14 protein-coding genes and 1 pseudogene are annotated in these 16,804 nt (G+C 51.8%); 9 read left to right on the plus strand and 6 right to left on the minus strand.

Annotation, left to right across the window (positions count from 1 at the left end):
• The 4 genes from AC2FNE_RS03130 to AC2FNE_RS03145 all read left to right on the plus strand — a co-directional run.
• On the plus strand, nucleotides 1–1,449 hold a 1,449-nt coding region (locus tag AC2FNE_RS03130), incomplete at its 5' end, for a pyruvate dehydrogenase complex E1 component subunit beta (protein WP_496804763.1).
• A gap of 1 nt (nucleotide 1,450) precedes the next feature.
• Nucleotides 1,451–2,617: a dihydrolipoamide acetyltransferase family protein gene (locus AC2FNE_RS03135; RefSeq protein ID WP_496804764.1), complete on the plus strand. Its 1,167-nt coding sequence runs from the start codon at nucleotides 1,451–1,453 to the stop codon at nucleotides 2,615–2,617.
• A complete protein-coding gene (locus AC2FNE_RS03140; protein ID WP_170609027.1) occupies nucleotides 2,614–2,862 on the plus strand; it encodes an acyl carrier protein in 249 nt (82 codons plus the stop codon). Before AC2FNE_RS03135 ends, AC2FNE_RS03140 begins: the two co-directional genes overlap by 4 nt.
• 211 nt (nucleotides 2,863–3,073) lie before the next feature.
• Nucleotides 3,074–3,781 (plus strand): IS6 family transposase, encoded by a 708-nt coding sequence (locus AC2FNE_RS03145; RefSeq protein WP_496804765.1) that lies wholly within the window; start codon nucleotides 3,074–3,076, stop codon nucleotides 3,779–3,781.
• A 76-nt stretch (nucleotides 3,782–3,857) separates the two neighbouring features.
• Here the strand turns inward: AC2FNE_RS03145 and AC2FNE_RS03150 are convergent, their stop codons facing one another.
• The 5 genes from AC2FNE_RS03150 to AC2FNE_RS03170 all read right to left on the minus strand — a co-directional run bounded on the left by AC2FNE_RS03150 (nucleotide 3,858) and on the right by AC2FNE_RS03170 (nucleotide 9,866).
• On the minus strand, nucleotides 3,858–4,292 hold the full coding sequence (locus tag AC2FNE_RS03150) for a hypothetical protein (protein ID WP_496804766.1): 435 nt from the start codon (nucleotides 4,290–4,292) through the stop codon (nucleotides 3,858–3,860).
• An 8-nt stretch (nucleotides 4,293–4,300) separates the two neighbouring features.
• Entirely contained in the window at nucleotides 4,301–6,352 is a 2,052-nt protein-coding gene (locus AC2FNE_RS03155) for a glycosyltransferase (protein ID WP_496804767.1), read from the minus strand.
• Entirely contained in the window at nucleotides 6,349–7,431 is a 1,083-nt protein-coding gene (locus tag AC2FNE_RS03160; RefSeq protein ID WP_496804768.1) for a glycosyltransferase, read from the minus strand. The genes AC2FNE_RS03155 and AC2FNE_RS03160 overlap by 4 nt, the downstream gene beginning before the upstream one ends.
• Before the next feature lie 5 nt (nucleotides 7,432–7,436).
• On the minus strand, nucleotides 7,437–7,748 hold the full coding sequence (locus AC2FNE_RS03165; RefSeq protein ID WP_496804769.1) for a hypothetical protein: 312 nt from the start codon (nucleotides 7,746–7,748) through the stop codon (nucleotides 7,437–7,439).
• A gap of 75 nt (nucleotides 7,749–7,823) precedes the next feature.
• Complete coding sequence (locus tag AC2FNE_RS03170; RefSeq protein ID WP_496804770.1) at nucleotides 7,824–9,866, minus strand: hypothetical protein; 2,043 nt, start codon at nucleotides 9,864–9,866, stop codon at nucleotides 7,824–7,826.
• Nucleotides 9,867–10,523: 657 nt separating this feature from the next.
• Here AC2FNE_RS03170 and AC2FNE_RS03175 point away from each other — a divergent pair.
• The 4 genes from AC2FNE_RS03175 (at nucleotide 10,524) to AC2FNE_RS03190 (ending at nucleotide 14,561) form a co-directional block, all read left to right on the plus strand.
• Complete coding sequence (locus tag AC2FNE_RS03175; RefSeq protein ID WP_496804771.1) at nucleotides 10,524–11,522, plus strand: alpha/beta hydrolase; 999 nt, start codon at nucleotides 10,524–10,526, stop codon at nucleotides 11,520–11,522.
• 557 nt (nucleotides 11,523–12,079) lie between these two features.
• A complete protein-coding gene (locus AC2FNE_RS03180; RefSeq protein WP_496804772.1) occupies nucleotides 12,080–13,462 on the plus strand; it encodes a cytochrome ubiquinol oxidase subunit I in 1,383 nt (460 codons plus the stop codon).
• Nucleotides 13,462–14,463, plus strand: coding sequence for a cytochrome d ubiquinol oxidase subunit II (cydB, locus tag AC2FNE_RS03185; RefSeq protein ID WP_170606660.1), 1,002 nt, complete (start codon nucleotides 13,462–13,464; stop codon nucleotides 14,461–14,463). The genes AC2FNE_RS03180 and cydB overlap by 1 nt, the downstream gene beginning before the upstream one ends.
• Nucleotides 14,460–14,561, plus strand: a complete 102-nt coding sequence (locus tag AC2FNE_RS03190; protein WP_170606662.1) for a DUF2474 family protein — start codon at nucleotides 14,460–14,462, stop codon at nucleotides 14,559–14,561. The genes cydB and AC2FNE_RS03190 overlap by 4 nt, the downstream gene beginning before the upstream one ends.
• 485 nt (nucleotides 14,562–15,046) lie before the next feature.
• Here AC2FNE_RS03190 and AC2FNE_RS03195 read toward each other — a convergent pair whose 3' ends face one another.
• Nucleotides 15,047–16,006 (minus strand): radical SAM protein, encoded by a 960-nt coding sequence (locus AC2FNE_RS03195; protein ID WP_496804773.1) that lies wholly within the window; start codon nucleotides 16,004–16,006, stop codon nucleotides 15,047–15,049.
• Nucleotides 16,007–16,377: 371 nt separating this feature from the next.
• Here AC2FNE_RS03195 and AC2FNE_RS03200 point away from each other — a divergent pair.
• A pseudogene (locus AC2FNE_RS03200) lies at nucleotides 16,378–16,718 on the plus strand (DDE-type integrase/transposase/recombinase); the annotation flags it as partial.
• Nucleotides 16,719–16,804 lie beyond the last annotated feature (86 nt).

Here is a 16,804-nt window from a genome sequence, read left to right on the forward strand (position 1 = left end):
ATGGGAACGGCCCTGGCGCGCTCCGAGTCTGAGACCGATGTCAGCCGCAAGGCCGCCGCTTATGGGATCGAGGCGCATGTGGTCGATGGCATGGACATTGTCGCAGTCGAAGTGGCCGCAACACAGGCGCTGCAGGAAATCCGCGAAACGGGAAAGCCAGTCTTTCTTGAATGCAGAACTTACCGTTTCCGGGCGCATTCGATGTTTGATGCCCAACTTTACCGACCAAAGGACGAAGTTGAGGAATGGCGTAAAAAGGGGCCAATTCTGCGCTTCCAGTCATGGCTCTTAGAAAATAGGCTGATCCACGAAGAAGACATCCGGGAGTTCGAAAAGCAAGCCGATGCCGAAATCGACGAAGCCGTCGCCTTTTCCGAGGCCGGAACCTGGGAGCCTGTGTCGTCGTTAACTAAGGACGTAATGGCGCCATCCGCAACAACTGTTGAGGCCTCTTCCCCTACCGGTGAGCTGGTCGAGACGACCTATCGCGAAGCCGTTAGGGCCGCGATTTCCGACGCCATGACTCGCGATCCCCGTGTCTTCCTCATGGGCGAGGACGTCGGTGCATATGGCGGATGCTATGCCGTCTCCAAAGGTCTGATGGACAAATTCGGCGCGGACAGGTTGCGTGACACGCCGCTTTCCGAGTCAGGCTTCACCGGGGCTGGGATCGGCGCTGCATGTGCCGGGATGCGCCCCATCGTTGAACTGATGACCGTCAACTTCAGCCTTTTGGCACTCGACCAGATTTTGAACACTGCAGCCACCCTCCGGCACATGTCCGGAGGGCAGTTCGGCGTACCGGTGGTCATCCGTATGGCGACCGGGGCGGGCAAGCAACTCGCGGCCCAGCATTCCCATAGCCTTGAAGGTTGGTACGCTCATATTCCGGGACTTAAGGTCCTCGCGCCTGCGACGCTGGAAGATGCGCGCGGCATGCTTTGGACCGCTCTGCAGGATCCCGATCCAGTCCTGATCTTCGAAAACGTTATGCTCTACAATCTGAGCGGTCAAATCGACTCGGGCGCAGGCCCTGTCGACATTTCCCGCGCAGCTATTCGCAGGCCGGGCAAAGACCTGACGCTGATTACCTATGGCGGGTCGCTCCACAAGACATTAGAGGCGGCAAATTCGCTTTCCTCAGAAGGGATTGGCGCTGAAGTCATCGACCTGCGCTCGCTACGTCCGCTTGACGACGAAACAATCATGGGATCGGTTGCCCGGACGCGCCGCGCCGTCATTGTTGACGAAGGATGGCGCAGCGGCTCGCTGGCAGCTGAAATCTCGGCCCGGATCACCGAACAGGTCTTTTGGACGCTCGATGCCCCAGTTGGAAGGGTGTGTTCGGAAGAAGTTCCGATCCCTTACCCGAAACATCTGGAAGACGCCTCGATACCGCAGGTTCCGGCGATTGTCGCGGCGGCCAAAAGTGTGATGGGGCAAAGCTGACATGAGTATCTTTCGGATGCCCTCGCTCGGTGCGGACATGGAGGCCGGTACGTTGGTCGAGTGGTTGATTCAGCCAGGGGACGAGGTGCACCGGGGGGATGTCGTCGCCGTGGTAGAGACACAGAAAGGCGCCATAGAAATCGAGAGCTTTGAAGCCGGGGGCGTCTCAGAATTACTGGCGCAAGTCGGTCAAACCGTTCCCGTGGGAGAGCCGCTAGCCCGTATAGGAGAGGACGCGCCGGAAGTGCCAGCGGTTTTGCCAGACCCGGCCGACACTGCGCCTCCAGACATTCCATCGCTTGGCCCTGATGTGCAAAAGGTCTCGGCCACGCCGCCCAGACCGACGGCAGTTGTGGCAGCCAGCCCGGCGGCCCGCGTTGCAGCACGACATGCTGGCCTGAAGCTGTCTGAACTCCGAGGCAGCGGCCCGGATGGGGCAGTTGTTTTGGCCGATATCGAGATCTTCGCGAAAAACGCGGCCAGTTCCAAACAAGCCACGGACGGCCTATCCGAAATGCGCAAGGCGGTTGCCGCAGCGATGACGCGCGCAAAACAGGAAATTCCACATTTCTACGTCTCGCACACGATCGAAACTCAGGGCCTGTCTGAATGGCTGGCCGCACGCAACAAGGACCGGCCCCCGGCAGAACGGATATTTCTCGGCGCGGCCATCGTGAAGGCCGCCGCCCTCGCAGCGCAGGCCGTCAAATCGCTGAACGGTCATATTGTGAATGGAGAATTTGTCCCCTCTAGCGAGATCAATACAGGAGTCGCCATCGCACTCCGTGGCGGCGGGCTGGTCGCCCCAGCGCTCTTCAACGCAGACCGTATGTCCCTTGAGGAGGTCATGGAAGGGATGCGTGATCTGGTGACCCGTGCTCGTTCTGGACGATTGCGTAGTTCAGAACTGACCAGCGGAACGCTCACTATTTCCAGCCTTGGTGAGAGTGGTGCCGACAGCATGACGGGAGTGATTTTCCCTCCTCAGGTCGCCCTCTTGGCGGTCGGTGCTCCACAAATCCGCCCTTGGGTGGATGGGGAGAAAGTTGCCCCCCGTGAGGTCACGAACTTTGTGCTCTCTGCAGACCACCGCGTTTGCGACGGCAGGCAGGCCTCAAAATTCCTTACAGTGTTGGCCGATAAGCTTTCGAGACCGGAGGAACTATGAACGACAGTGAGATTAGACAGGCTTTTCTGGAGGAAATCCACAAAATCGCACCGGACATAGAACCGGCGGATGTGTCTGATGATGACCATCTGCAAGATGATCTGGAACTCGACTCGATGGATATTCTGAACCTTGTGACGGCCCTGCACGCGCGCTTAGGCGTGTCGATACCTGAGACCGACTATGCCCAGATCGAAACGCTGACCAAGGCGCTTAAGTACTTCGCTTCTAGACACGGGCCATGATTCAAAAAGCCAATTACGTTGAAGCAAAGCGGCAATCGTCGACACGGCAAATTCTGATGTGGGCTGCGTATTCACTTCTCTCTGAATTTAGTGCTTTTCAAAGGTAAATGTCGAGGCAATGAGCGATGTGATTATTCCTCCCACGTAGCGAAGGGGTCTTGTCAGAAGAACTTGGCTTGAGCGGGGCAGGGCGGTTGCGTAGGTTTTGCCCATGACCAAACCTGCCTCTTTCAAGTATTTCAAAACCAGTCCCGAGATCATCCGCCTGGCGGTGATGCTTTATGTCCGATTTCCGCTTTCGCCTCGAAATGTCGAAGACTTACTTCACGAACGCGGGATCGATGTCAGCCATGAAACTGTCCGCTACTGGTGGAATAGGTTCGGTCCGATGTTTGCTTCTGAGATCCGAAGAAAGTGTGTTCAGCAGCTGCGCGCGTTCTCGAAATGGAAGTGGCACGTCGACGAGGTTTTCGTGAAGGTAAATGGCAAGCGACATAATCTGTGGCGGGCTGTTGATCACGAAGGCGAGGTGCTGGAAGCCGTTGTCACCAAACGCCGAAACAAAGCTGCAGCACTGAAATTCCTCAGGAAATTAATGAAGCGGCACGGCAAAGCTGAAGAAGTAGTCACAGATCGCTTCGCATCCTACAAGGCGGTGCTCAGAGAAATGGGTGCGTTGGAAAAGCAAATGACGGGCAGATGGATCAACAACCGCGTAGAGAATTCGCACCTGCCGTTCCGACGACGCGAGCGTGCCATGCAGCGTTTCAGGCGCATGCGAAGTTTGCAGAAATTCGCCGCCGTCCATTCCTCCATCTACAACCATTTCAACCAGGAAAGATCGCTCACCAGCCGAGACACCTTCAAGCTGACACGCAGCGCCGCTCTTGCCGAGTGGCGCGAACTTGACGCGGGATAAAGGACAGTATCACTGGCCTACCAGAGACTGGTTCGAGTTGTCCGGACGCCACTAGGTTAAGGTCGGATCAAAAGAACTAACTTAATTTGGCGACTTCGTGCCCTTCTAATATAATCGCAAGCGCCCAGTATTTTTTAATTTCTTCTTCTGCGGCTTTTGCAGCTAATTCTTCGTCGGGAATGCGCTCGACCCGGAAACCGAATTGTTCGAACCCGCAATTATCAACCCTGCTCAGGATAATTGGGACCACATTTCTTTCTATCGCGGCGGCGCTGAGACGTCTTGCGATTTCACATACGGCTTCTGGCTTTTTGCGGATTCGGATCCCTATATTTGTATGGTTTTCTGCATCACGTTCCCAAAGGGTAGTGGACGGAAGCAGGTCCATATCAGGGAATAGAAGTTCTCCACGCGTCTTGCTCTCTCGGCTAGGAGCGATCACGTCGTCAAGATCTACTGGCCGCTCTGGCGTAGTGTTGCTCAGAATTTTGTACCAACGGTTCTCTGTCATCATTTCTGTCATGTTGTTGCAAGCAATTCAGCGGCGGTTGAGGCGCCCGGTTCGGGCAGTTCAATATTCATTAGCGCAGACCGAAACGTTTCCGCGATTCCGTGATCCAGGAATTCCAACACTGCGCGCTCGAGTTTCATGAATTCACTTTCAGTAATCGTTGCGCAAAGTGCGCGGTCGGACAATGCCCTTGCGCGGCGTTCCTGATCATCCAAATACGGCGCAGACTGTGGGATCAGAATTGACGGAATCTTGTGGTACAGAAACTCATGGACCGAATTATACCCGGCCGCAGATATGACTAGATCCGCGGCCATACACAGCCTGATAGCCTCTTGGGTATAAACCAATTTGGTGTTCTTCCATCCGAATGCTGATGCCTGAACCGTACTTCCGGGCCACGTTACCACGAGATGCAGGCAATCTTCGCGGTTCTCCAGCATCCCCGAAATCGCTTGCAATTGAGCGGACCGATCCGAGGCGACGCCCCCACCCAACATACTGACGACCATTTGCTTAAAGTCACGCCCGAACCTTTCAGCCAGCCGCGCCCGAAGGAGATCCGAGTCTTTCTTTGTTTGGACTATCTGACGAAAAACCGGTCCGACATAGTGAACCTGGTCGCCATAACTGTAAGCATCGTTGAGCTCATCAAATGCTTCAGAGGGTACAATGACCCGGTCGAAGATATCTTTACGGCGCAGCATCGTGTGTCTTGATCGACCTTGCGGCCACAGGCCGCGCCTTATCCAAACCGCCGACAATCTGTTTTCTTGAATTACGCGATGAACCGAGTCAAATACGTAACCTCCGTCAAAGACCAATTTGTCGCCTTTTTGTAAAACACCGCTCAGACGGCGATAGTTCAGGATGTCATTAGCGTTGGAACTGTCCAAGACGTCAGAACGCGCCACCAACGGGACACAGTCGAAGCCTTCGCGCCGGGCAATCGGAACGCAGCTTGGGAATACCGCAAATACAGGTGAGATGTCTGAGGGTAATGCGTTGGCAATAACCGTACACCGTTGCGCATGTCCTAACCCCACACCGTTCGTTGGCAGGAACAAGGTTCTTTGAGTGGTCCGCGAGGGTTGCTGCGGTTTGGCAACTAGGCCTGCTGCAGATTCCAGCTTGGAAATGTCCATGGAACGCAGCCATTGGGATTTCTGCGCTTGTTCTGCGATGAACGAAGTGTTTGGCAGAACCTTGTCAGTCAGGTATCCACCCAGAGCAAAAAGCGATGTTGGTCCTTGTAGTGTTGGGGCGCCGGACGACATAAGAACTTGGTCTTCCGTACAGTCAATCACCAAGCCGCCTGCAGCGATTAATTCAACTGCAAATTCCGCCATCCTGTCTCCGGCAATACCATTTCCGAACATCGCAAGAATGTCGGTTGTTCCCGCCAGAGCAAGCGGCGAAAGATCAGTGTATAGAGTTCTGGAAAGATCGCTGAATTGCGTTTCCTTAAAAAACTCGTTCTGCGCGCCGCTGACGACAAGCTTCAGATTATAGTCACTCTGATTGCTCATCCTGAAAAGACAGGACAAGATTTCTGGGTTGTCCAACTCCATAGAACCCAGGATTGCTGTTACTTCCGTCACTTCACCAATAGGACGCTTAACTGGCCGGAGTTCAGCGACCAATGGGCTTACAGCCGAGTTCAGCATGGGCCTGGGCTGGGTGTCGGTCAGGTCAATCATTTTGGCTTCGCGCCCTAGCGCAAATGCCAGTCGCGCTTTCGAACCAATATAGCTTTGATGGGTCTGAAACCGGCCGGTTGCGATAACCGGAATATCCGGGTCTAGCGCTTTTTGTCTCAATGATGCGAGCAGTTGATCTTCGACTTCCTCGGCACCGAGTACGAAGACGGAGTCGGGTCTATGATCTCCGGGGTCGACGAGAAGCCTGGCCGCCTCATAAAGCCTGCCGCGGCCCGCATCATCTGGTAGATAGTCAGCATCCACGCAGGCATTGAACCCGCGATTTTTTAGTTTCTGGGCAAATATCAACTGAGCATCAAAGGATCGGATCGAGCGTGTGCCAGCCTCAACAAAAATCAAGTTTGCACCCCTTTTTCAGCAGTCAGAATACTCGCCAGTTGCACCCTGAAACTTTGGGCTGAGTAGCGTTCAAGCGTTGCCTGCGACGCAACAACCTGGGCACGATATTTCTGCGGGGATGAAACAAAGTCAGATATGATCTCATCCACTTGGGCAGGTTGACACGGGATTACAGCTTTACCAAAGGTTTTTCCGGTCTTCGGATCTGTCAGCACCACCTTGCCGGCTGCCAGAGCTTCGACAATCACCCGCCCAAAGCTCTCGCGCCAAGTTGGAGCGGTAAAATAAACAAAAAAATCTATCTTCTCGAAAAAGCTTTCGACGCTAATGGCATCGAACGGCAATAGCGTCCAGTGCGGTCGCGAGATACCATCATCCACCATCGCATTTGCGCCTAAAATTACATTCGATTTGGCGTGTTTCGGAAAACATAGATCAAGGTCGGCGAGTGGCGGAAACTTCTCAAAACCGGGTCGCGAATGCCTTCCGCGACGATCCTCAGGCTGATCGCAGGGTTCGTTAAGATCAGCAGCAAAAATATTGAACCAGTCAGTTTCCAAGACGCGCCAATGGTGTGTATCACGGAAATCCGAAAGCCAATTCGTCACGGTTTCGCGGTTATACTGCGAAATCGGTGCGAGGGTCTTTCTAAGCGCTAGAGTCGACTGGTCTATCTGGTCGAGGCAGTTCGACACGTCGAAACCTTCTTCGCCACCCGGACGCAAGAAATTCTCATGCGTTACGAGGATTAACTCCCGCGCGAAGATTTCTGCATCCAAAGATGTTTGAAACTTCAAAAAAGATGGATTGTGCAGAATTACAAAATCGGCGGCGATCCGAGGAGCGTCCCAAATAACAGGCATGTTCAAGTCATCTATCACCTGTCGCAGGATTGGGGCGATATGCTTATGGTCACCGAACATCTTAGACGTTCTCGCATGCACGACCACGTCTGCGAATTCGGCGGCAATGGGCAGCTCTGCGGCAACAGCTGCTGATGTGCCTCCTGAAAACCGGGGTTCAATTACATAGGCAATCTTGAGTTTGCCCATACATTGAATGACATCAAACACGGGCATACAAATCAGTGCTGAAGCGAACTATCAGTTCGCGTGGCCTCTGTGCCTTCTGAAGCAGCGGGGGTGTAACCGTAATCCTCTACCGCGCCGCGAGTGGCTTCTTCACTAAAATTACGAAGTTCATTGGACAACTCATCATCGCCCTGAAGCAGTTCGGGATTGCTCTGCAAATATTCCAAAAGCCCTTGGGTGTTATTGTTTGACAAGAAGTCATCAAGGGCCAGCAATTGTTCCACCGTTATCTCGGCCCGTACGCCGTGATACGTCATCAAAAACGAAAGAGCGGTCACTATGGCAACTAGCTTACTGTTAGGCATCTAAAAAACCTGGTCGATGATTATATACACTACTTTACTTGTTTCACACTCTTTCAGACAAAAACCTGTGCTCAGTCACTGGTCCGTCGCTGTTCTAAGTTTACTTAGCACCCGTTTTTTGAGCAGATCGACTGGATTTGTTTGAGGAGCTTTGCTGCTTACCTTTTTCTCGGCTGGTTTCGCGGCGCTATCACCGGCTAACCACAACTCGATTATACCATTTGGCGTCTTGGAACCGGAATCTGTGAAATCCCGCAACAAGGCACCGGCATCCTTTGCAAGCGCCGCTGCCTTTGCTGCGTCTTGTGGGTGATAGAAACGAACGTTGGATTTATTGATCTCAAAATCGACGCTGTTTGATGCCCTCAAATCATGGCCTGTTGTTTCCAGATTTGTAACGACAGTTTCTACCATATCCTCGGTCAGGCTGCTGGGCGCAAACAATACAAAGCGCGCGCTCTCTTTGCCTGCGGCCGATCCAACAGGCTCCGGAGCCGCGACTGGCTCTGTAGAAGTTGTTATTGCTTCAGACGGAATTGAACTAGGTTGCAATTGGTTTGGTGCCAAACCTTCCGAATTTGGCGGCAAGTCGTTTGTTTCGGTCTCTGAGGGCGATGAAATCGTGGTTAGCCGGACACTCTTCTTCTCAATTGGATTAGGCACTTTAGGTGGTTTGTCGAAATCCAGAACAGCCAATTTTACTGGCTCTGGGGAATTCGGCATAGCCGGGAAAATATCTGATACATCCGGTTTCGATCGAAATGTCAGTGCCTGAGCCTGTAGCGATTGATAGTCTTCACCAAAAGATAGCGCGACGGGCAGAAACGACTGATCAGGCGGATTAGAGGGGGCAGTAGCAGCGGCGGGAATGTCAATTCCTTGAACTACAGCCGCAATCTGATTCAATAAAACGGGTAATGATCCTTGGGCGGTTTGTGGATCAGTGCTTTTCACAAAGCCTGGAATGGAGTCGGTTTGATATGCTCTGTCAGAGTTCATGGTTAACGCTCGAGGTTGTTCAAGCGCCACAAGGTTTCTTAAAACATCCGGCGCGACCCGTAATTGGCCCGGCGCAATTGGCACTCTGTCCACTGACATTTCCGGCAAGCGGGGCGCAGCCACAATTTTGATGGGCGTGTCCGTTGTCTCGCTAAAAACAGATTCTGGTTCGGGCACGAGGGGCGGTGCTTCGATTGCGTCTGGCGAACTGTAGGCAAGATTCTGAACCTTGGTGGGAAATCCGCTTGTCGGAGTTTCCAATTCCCACTCAATTCTGTCTAATCGTGCCGTAGGTTCAACTAATTCAGCGCTTGGATTTACGGAGCTGGCGTTTTCGGAGGCCGTCGTTGATTTCCACTTGGGCAGGACAAAAAAGGCAAAGGACGTTGCCGTCACTATCGCGGCACATCCAAGAGCAACTGCAACTAGACCACTTTTGATGGATCGTCTTCGCGCGAACGAACTGTCGGGAAGCGTGTCGGAGTTTTTCTCTGCCGGGAATTCGTCAAAGAGGCTTGCAACTCTACTCAACGCAATCTTTTCTTGCAGATCGTTTTTCGCACTTTCCAAGTTGGCCTGAGTGCCACTGGGTGGCGAGGCGATCTCACCGCTAAAGTTTTCTATCGCTGTTTTGCGCTTAGGAACGTGGGACGCTGGAGCAGATGAATTATGGTCCTGCCGTTCGGAATTAGTGTTCCTTTTTATTCGCCTTTGCGCGCCGGAAATTGCGTGCGCTAGTACATCGACACCATCCTTAGTCTTAACACGGCCGAATGATGCCGACTCACTTCGACCGGAGTTATCTATTTCTGCCGCGCGTTGCGAGAGTATTTTTTCCCGCTTCTCGCGTGCCTCGTCGACTCTTTCCAAAAAGCTCTTTGAACTGCTTCTTTGAATCTTTTTAGTTGAATCTTCTCCTTCACTTTGTTCCGGTTCAGAATCTAGATTTCCGTCATTTGTCCGGTTGCGGGATGTTAGATTTACTTCACGTTGTTTCCGTGCGAGTTCAAGCAGTTGCTGCCGTTCTTCGGATTGCGAAAAATCATTCATATGCGGCAGGTCTTGGCCACCTTTGTCGGCAACCTTAGGAGGCGTTATGGCGCCGCTGACCTTTGACAAGAATAACCCCCCGAACCTGTAACCGCACCGCATTCAATGCCCACAAAAAAAGAGCAACGGTACCTAAACTCGTCTCCAATAATCTAGCTAAAACCGAACTAATTATAAAAATTTCCCACTTAAAAACAAGTAAGGAGCACTGACCCTTGCGAATGAGTATTCGATGTGTTCTTGAGTCGATTTTGGGTGTCCCTAATATCAGTTGATCAAAGCACCGCAGCGTCAGGCACATTCGTGGCCACAGGTCCGCAACGTCAAAAAATGTCAAGTTTGCGCCAGCGCAGCGCTTGCCGTATTGGGCTAGTGAATGTGTCAAGTGCCAAAAAAGAACCCGCGTCTTTAAAGATTTGTTTTACTTCAAAGTGATTTGCATCAAGATCGAAGCCGCAGGGGGTATTTTATGGACCGCGGCGTATGACCCGATAAAGTAAGATTATTCAAACTACAGAACGTATCGCGCAAAATTCGGTGTGCTCCAATAGTTTGCGAGATCAGAGAGAAGATGTAGTTTATGCTCCAATTGACTTTGAGAGGGCTGTAACAATTACTGATCACGTGTTCATACGGGTTTTGCTTTGCCTTTGTTTTACGTCGCTAATCTCTGCCTGTTCGCGTCCGCCTGAGTTGGTTGGCATAGAAAATCCGGAAATCGACGCCGTGGCACAAATTGGTGTCAAAAAGCAAAAAATCTTTATAGCAACGACTCGTAAGGCTACAAACGTCACTGGGGTCTTCTATTCCGGTGAGAGAGCGCCGGAAATTGGCCTCGCCTCGGTGGATGTGACAATTCCACCAACACACGAAATCGGTAAACTTGAACGGCCAAAAAAACTGCCGCCTGATCCAAATACAGAATTTTCTATAGTCGACCCGATCGTTTATTCGAGTGATGCAGCATTTGTATCCGCGATAAACAGAGAGTTGAACTCGCGCCCACAGTCGCAACGCACCATTCTGTTCTTTGTACATGGTTACAACAACACCACTACAGATTCACTGTTAAGGCTTGCCCAGTTTGTGGAGGACTCGGAGTTTGACGGCGTGCCCGTATTAATGTCATGGGCGTCCGCCGCAAAGACGACTGGATATGTATATGATTTAAACAGCGCCTTGGTAGCGCGGCAAAAACTTCCAGAGATCGCGGGCATACTTCAAAAAACAAACGCGCGCAGCGTGGATGTTGTCGCGCATTCTATGGGTTCTCTTTTGACAATGGAAGGCATAGTCAATTCAGTTCAGACAGGCCGCGCACGAGGCATTACCAGAGTTGACAATATTATGCTCGCCTCCCCTGACATTGATATCGATCTATTTAGATCTCAAATGGAGATTATCCCCCAATCGATCACAGAAAGAATATTCATTCTAACGTCTGAAGATGACGGTGCTCTCAAAACCTCGCGTCGCGTAGCGGGAGGAATTCCCAGGGTGGGCGCATCGGATGCGCAGGAACTGGAAGAGGAATTCGGAGTTCTCGTCATAGACCTGTCCGAAATTGAAAACTCCGATTCCGGGAGTCACAGCAAATTCACAGGATCTCCGGAGGTCGTTCAATTGATCGGACTTGGATTAAATTCCGCTAGCAGATTTGGGACCAGCGCCGCCCCTCCGATCGAGCGTATTTTGGCGAACTCGCCTATTAGAGTGTTTGATTGAAAACAGGTTGTTGAACCATTGCAAGCGTTCCAGTTCGCTAGCAACGAGTCCAGCGGACTACGTTAAGCCTTTCCGCCGCTATTTCGATGCACAACCGAGATAAAGCTTAGTAGCAAAATCTGGGTTCGCCGAAGTGGCCGATGCATTGCGTCTTGTCAGATGAGCCGAACAATCTGATGTAAGCGCTGAAAAAATAACCACATTTGTTGACTTACGCCTTTTCAACACCTCATCAGAAAACGGGTTACGACCCTTTTTTGTATAGTCGACAATCGCTTCTGATGATGCGAATTCGGAAAACCTGCGGGAAACAAGCAACGAAACGTTCCGGTTTAGCTCAAAAAATTCTGCGGTTACTCTTACGGACTTGCACACAGCAACTCATGATCTGAGAGCGGTGACTTTGTCCAGAAACCTAAAGCAACCGTCCAGAACACAAAGGAACCGACAAGGGCAGTACCCCTAAATTCAGCTTATCCGAAGAAATCGATGAGCTGGCGCCTGACCTGACTTTCCTGACTGCCGCTCCTTGCAATCCAAAGCCAAAGGAAACGGCAATGAACTTTTTCGCAAATTTCGACGCAGAAATTCTGGCACGCATCCAATTTGCCTTTACTGTGTCGTTCCACATCATCTTCCCGGCCTTTTCCATTGGCCTGGCAAGTTACCTGGCCGTTCTCAATGCCCTCTGGCTTTGGCGCAAGGACCAAACTTACCTTAACCTTTTCAACTATTGGAAAAAGATATTTGCCGTCGGTTTTACGATGGGTGTCGTGTCAGGCATCGTGATGTCTTACCAATTCGGCACGAACTGGAGCACATTCTCGGACACTGCAGGCCCTGTAATTGGGCCCTTGATGGCCTACGAGGTCATGACGGCCTTTTTCCTTGAGGCTGGTTTCCTCGGCATAATGCTCTTCGGTCGCGAACGCGTCGGTCCCGGCTTGCACATGATGGCCACAGCGATGGTTGCCCTTGGCACTCTGATATCGGCCACGTGGATCCTGTCGGTCAATTCCTGGATGCAAACCCCGGCCGGGTTCGACATCAACGAACTGGGGCAGTTCGTTCCCGTCGACTGGTGGTCGATTGTTTTCAATCCGTCTTTCCCTTACCGCCTGATACACATGGTTCTTGCTGCCTATCTCACGACCGCCTTCGTGGTGGCTGGGGTTGCAGCCTGGCACTTGCTGTGCCGCAATCGAACGGCCGAGGTAACCCGTATGTTCTCGATGGCGATGTGGATGGCCGTTTTGGTCACTCCTCTGCAGATCGTTGCGGGTGACCTTCATGGTTTGAACACGCTGGAGTATCAACCTCAGAAAGTGATGGCGATGGAGGGTCACTTCGATAGCCACCCCGAAGGAGCGCCACTGATCCTTTTTGGCATTCCAAACGAGGATGAAAAGCGCGTTGACTATGCCGTAGCAATTCCGAAACTATCGTCGCTGATCCTGAAACATGACCTGAACGCGCCGATTGATGGGCTGGACACTATTCCCGACGAGGAAGAACCCCCGATCGCGATCGTCTTTTATAGCTTCCGCGTCATGCTTGCTATTGGTTTTGCTATGCTAGGAGTCGGCTTGTGGTCGCTTGTTCAGCGGGTTCGGGGCCGCCTCAACGAAGATCGCTGGTTGCACCGGGCATCCATCATGTTGGCGCCCAGCGGGTTTGTGGCAGTTCTGGCCGGTTGGATCACTACAGAAGTGGGGCGCCAGCCGTACACGGTGTACGGGCTGATGCGGACATCGGAATCCCTTTCACAAGTGGATGCACCTGCTGTTGCAGCGTCTCTGGTTGCCTTCATCGTCATGTATTTCACCGTGTTTGGAGCAGGCACGTTCTATATGCTGCGTCTCATGGGCAAAGCGCCCAAATCAGGTCTTCAGAAAACCCAAAAATCCCTTGAATTCTCTTCCATGGCGGAGGCGGTGTAATGCTTGAGCTTTCGACAATCTGGGCTGGCATCATTGCCTTTGCCGTTCTGACCTATGTAATCCTGGACGGTTTCGATCTTGGAATTGGGATTCTCTTTCCATTCGCGAAAACCGACAAAGATCGCGATGTCATGATGAACTCGGTCACTCCAGTATGGGACGGAAACGAGACCTGGCTGGTCATGGGAGGCGGAGGCTTGTTCGCTGTTTTCCCGCTGGCCTATTCCGTGGTGATGCCTGCGATCTACATGCCCGTCGTCACCATGCTTCTCGCGCTTGTCTTCCGCGGTGTTGCCTTCGAATACCGATGGAGAACAGTGCGCGGGCGCTGGCTGTGGGATGTCGCGTTTCACGGTGGTTCAACCGTGGCCGCCATGTGCCAAGGCATCGCGCTCGGCGCGTTGGTTCAAGGTATCCCGGTCGCAGATCGAATGTACGCCGGAGGATGGTGGGATTGGCTCACGCCATTCTCTCTACTGACGGGTGTGGCTCTTGTAATCGGGTACGGTTTGCTGGGCGCGACATGGCTCAACATGAAGACTACCGGCGGTATTCAGCGTCTGATGCGTTCATATGTCCGTCCACTGATGTTCATGACTCTGGGATTGATCGGCCTCGTCAGTCTCTTGACCCCCTTTCAAGACCCGATCTATCTGGTCAGATGGTTTTCGTGGCCGGGTGTCTTTTTCTCTGCGTTTGTACCGGCTGTTGTTGTTCTCATTGCGTGGATGCTTGATCGGGGCCTGAAGATGCAGCGCGACTATCAGCCGTTTTTCTGCGCCATTGCCTTGTTCATCGTGTGTTTCATAGGCATAGGGATCAGCTTCTATCCCTATATGCTACCTCCAAGCCTAACGATTGCCGAATCCGCCGCGCCGGACAGCAGCTTGGCTTTCGCTCTGGTCGGAGCCGTCGTTCTGCTGCCTGTGATCTTGGCTTATACCGCTTACACATATTGGGTCTTCCGAGGGAAGATTGATCCAGAGGAGAGTTATCATTGAAAACACTAAATCGAGTTTTATGGTTCGGTGCGATCTGGCTATGCAGCGTTTTGTGCTTAGCTGCTGTAGCTTACACAATCAGGTTGTTTATTATGTGAAAATCTTGGGGCGGAAATGCTTGTTGGTTAATGTGAACAGCCGCTAACGCCAAGCGCTGAGATCGTCTGCATTGAAACCATTGTGCCTAAAGCTAAACCTTGGACAGTCCGAGAATATTTTTCCAAAGTTAGTTTCTTGTGGTTTTAACAAGAACTATTCGTTTTTTCCGACCCCGGGAAATTCTGACCCAGTTGCCTCAAAATTCGCCATGACATACCCCGCGTGTTACCGCGGAAATTTACGATAAATCCCTTTGCAGCAACATCAAGCGGGAGATGGAATGTTTATGACAGCTCAGTCCGAAAAACGGTTGCTCTCGCCGTGTGCAGCGAAAAACAGCAAAGAGCCCAACGTTGACGCCGAGGTGAAGTTGTCGCGCTACGTCGCTACGAACGACAGCTTGGAGCCTAAAAGCTGACACAAAACCAGTGCGTTCTATTCCTCCGACAATACCATCGCAAAGACTGAAGATTTGTTCTGAGCGTCACAGCTCTTTGCGAGTTAAAATATCAGCCAAGCACGAACAATGATCTCTAGTACATCGAATTGCTTCGCTTGGCAGGTGGATTTCTTCACCCAGATTTCCAAGCACACCGCCGACGCCACAGACACCCCGATGGACTATGCCATTCCCTTTAACCCGCAGGGATTCGAGCCCGATGTTGCACTTGTAACCTTTCCAGCGGTTGACACCCCTGAGAATAAATTCATTTGCTCGCAACGTTTCGTTTTTACCCGACCGCGTCGTCGTGCGCATGACGGATCGCGGTGTTTCACCAGTCGGCTTGCGCGTTGTCGGCAATCCTTTCGAGAGCACACGCAACTGGTCATCTGTGTAGTCGTAGAGATCTGACCCGAATTCTTGTCGCAACGGTTTTAGAGAGATGGTTGCCGCCGGCAGTGCTGCGCGCAACGCTCGCGCCGCATCCAGGGTTTCATTAAAACTTTGGGGATGCATCGTGACATTGATCTGGACGCTAATCCGGTCAACCATCATTTTCGCAACGCTGATAAAATGATCTAACTCGGCAAATTCAGAGTGATAAGTGAGAATAATGTTGTTCAAACACCCGTTTATCTTTTCCCAAAATCGAAGTGTTCGCGACGCATTACTGATCAGGCTGACTTTGAAATCGTGCTCTGACGCTCGGCGCAGCAAATCCATGATGCGGGGATGCATGGTGGGTTCTCCACCCGTGAATTGGAGCCAGACAACCTTGCCTCGCTCATCCACATAGTGCCGTTGCAACTGATGATACAAACTCAGAATGTCTTCAGTATTTTGCCACTTGATCGATCCGTCATGCAATGACTTTGGGCAATAGCTGCACGCATAGCTGCAGGAATTACCTAGCATCCAGTCAACAAGAACCACCTTTCCATACGCGGGGTCGGAATGATCGATCAGTGTAAACACGTCGTGTTCTTCTTGAATATCTTCCATTCAAATCCAAACAGTTTGCATTAAGGTTACTCAGACATCCTTGTAAAAGGCGTGGAAAGCATTTATGCGGCACTTACCAACCATTACAACCTACCTTGAAATTGGTTCCCGGACAAAGAGTTTACAGGGTTCGCATTTGAATTCATTGATAGTCGTTTACCATTTGCAAAATCTCGCCCCAATGAGTGCTAAGCGAGCCAGATACGCTGCGATCCGACTAACGTCAGCTCAGTCCGCAAAGCGGTCAGCCAAACGATATTGCTCGCTCTGAGAGCGGTTCGTCTGTTGTCTCTGAGTTGAAGAAATCTTTGCAGGAAAACGGCTTATGCAAGATGTGTAAAACTACGCACCGGCGCCACATATTTCCGGCAAACAAGGCAGTAGTACTGAAATTTCTAAAAAATTGTTGAAACGCCATGGTTGTGCGGATGGGATCGCCCCCAACCATTTAGCATCCTGCATGGCTGCGCTCAGCTAATTCGGTGCTAAAGAAGAGCAAAAGAAGGGCAGGGGGTTCAACAATCGAGTTGAAAATTCGCGCCTCCCTTTTCGACGACGAGAACGGACAATGCAGTGTTTAAGGCGGATGCGAAGTTTGCAGAAGTTCGCGTCCGAGCATTCCTTTGTTTGCAACCACGTCCGCCAGCAAAGATCGCCGACCAGCCGAGACACCTTAAAGCTTTTCCGTTCCGTCGCTCTTTCCTTTTGGCGCAGCACAAAGGATTGCTTCGATCGCCTAGCTGAGACTGGTTCGAATTCGTTGGAAAGCGCGGAAAAAATGTCGAAAATTTCAGGTTC

The sequence above is a fragment of the Ruegeria sp. YKSD179 genome (assembly GCF_059612885.1).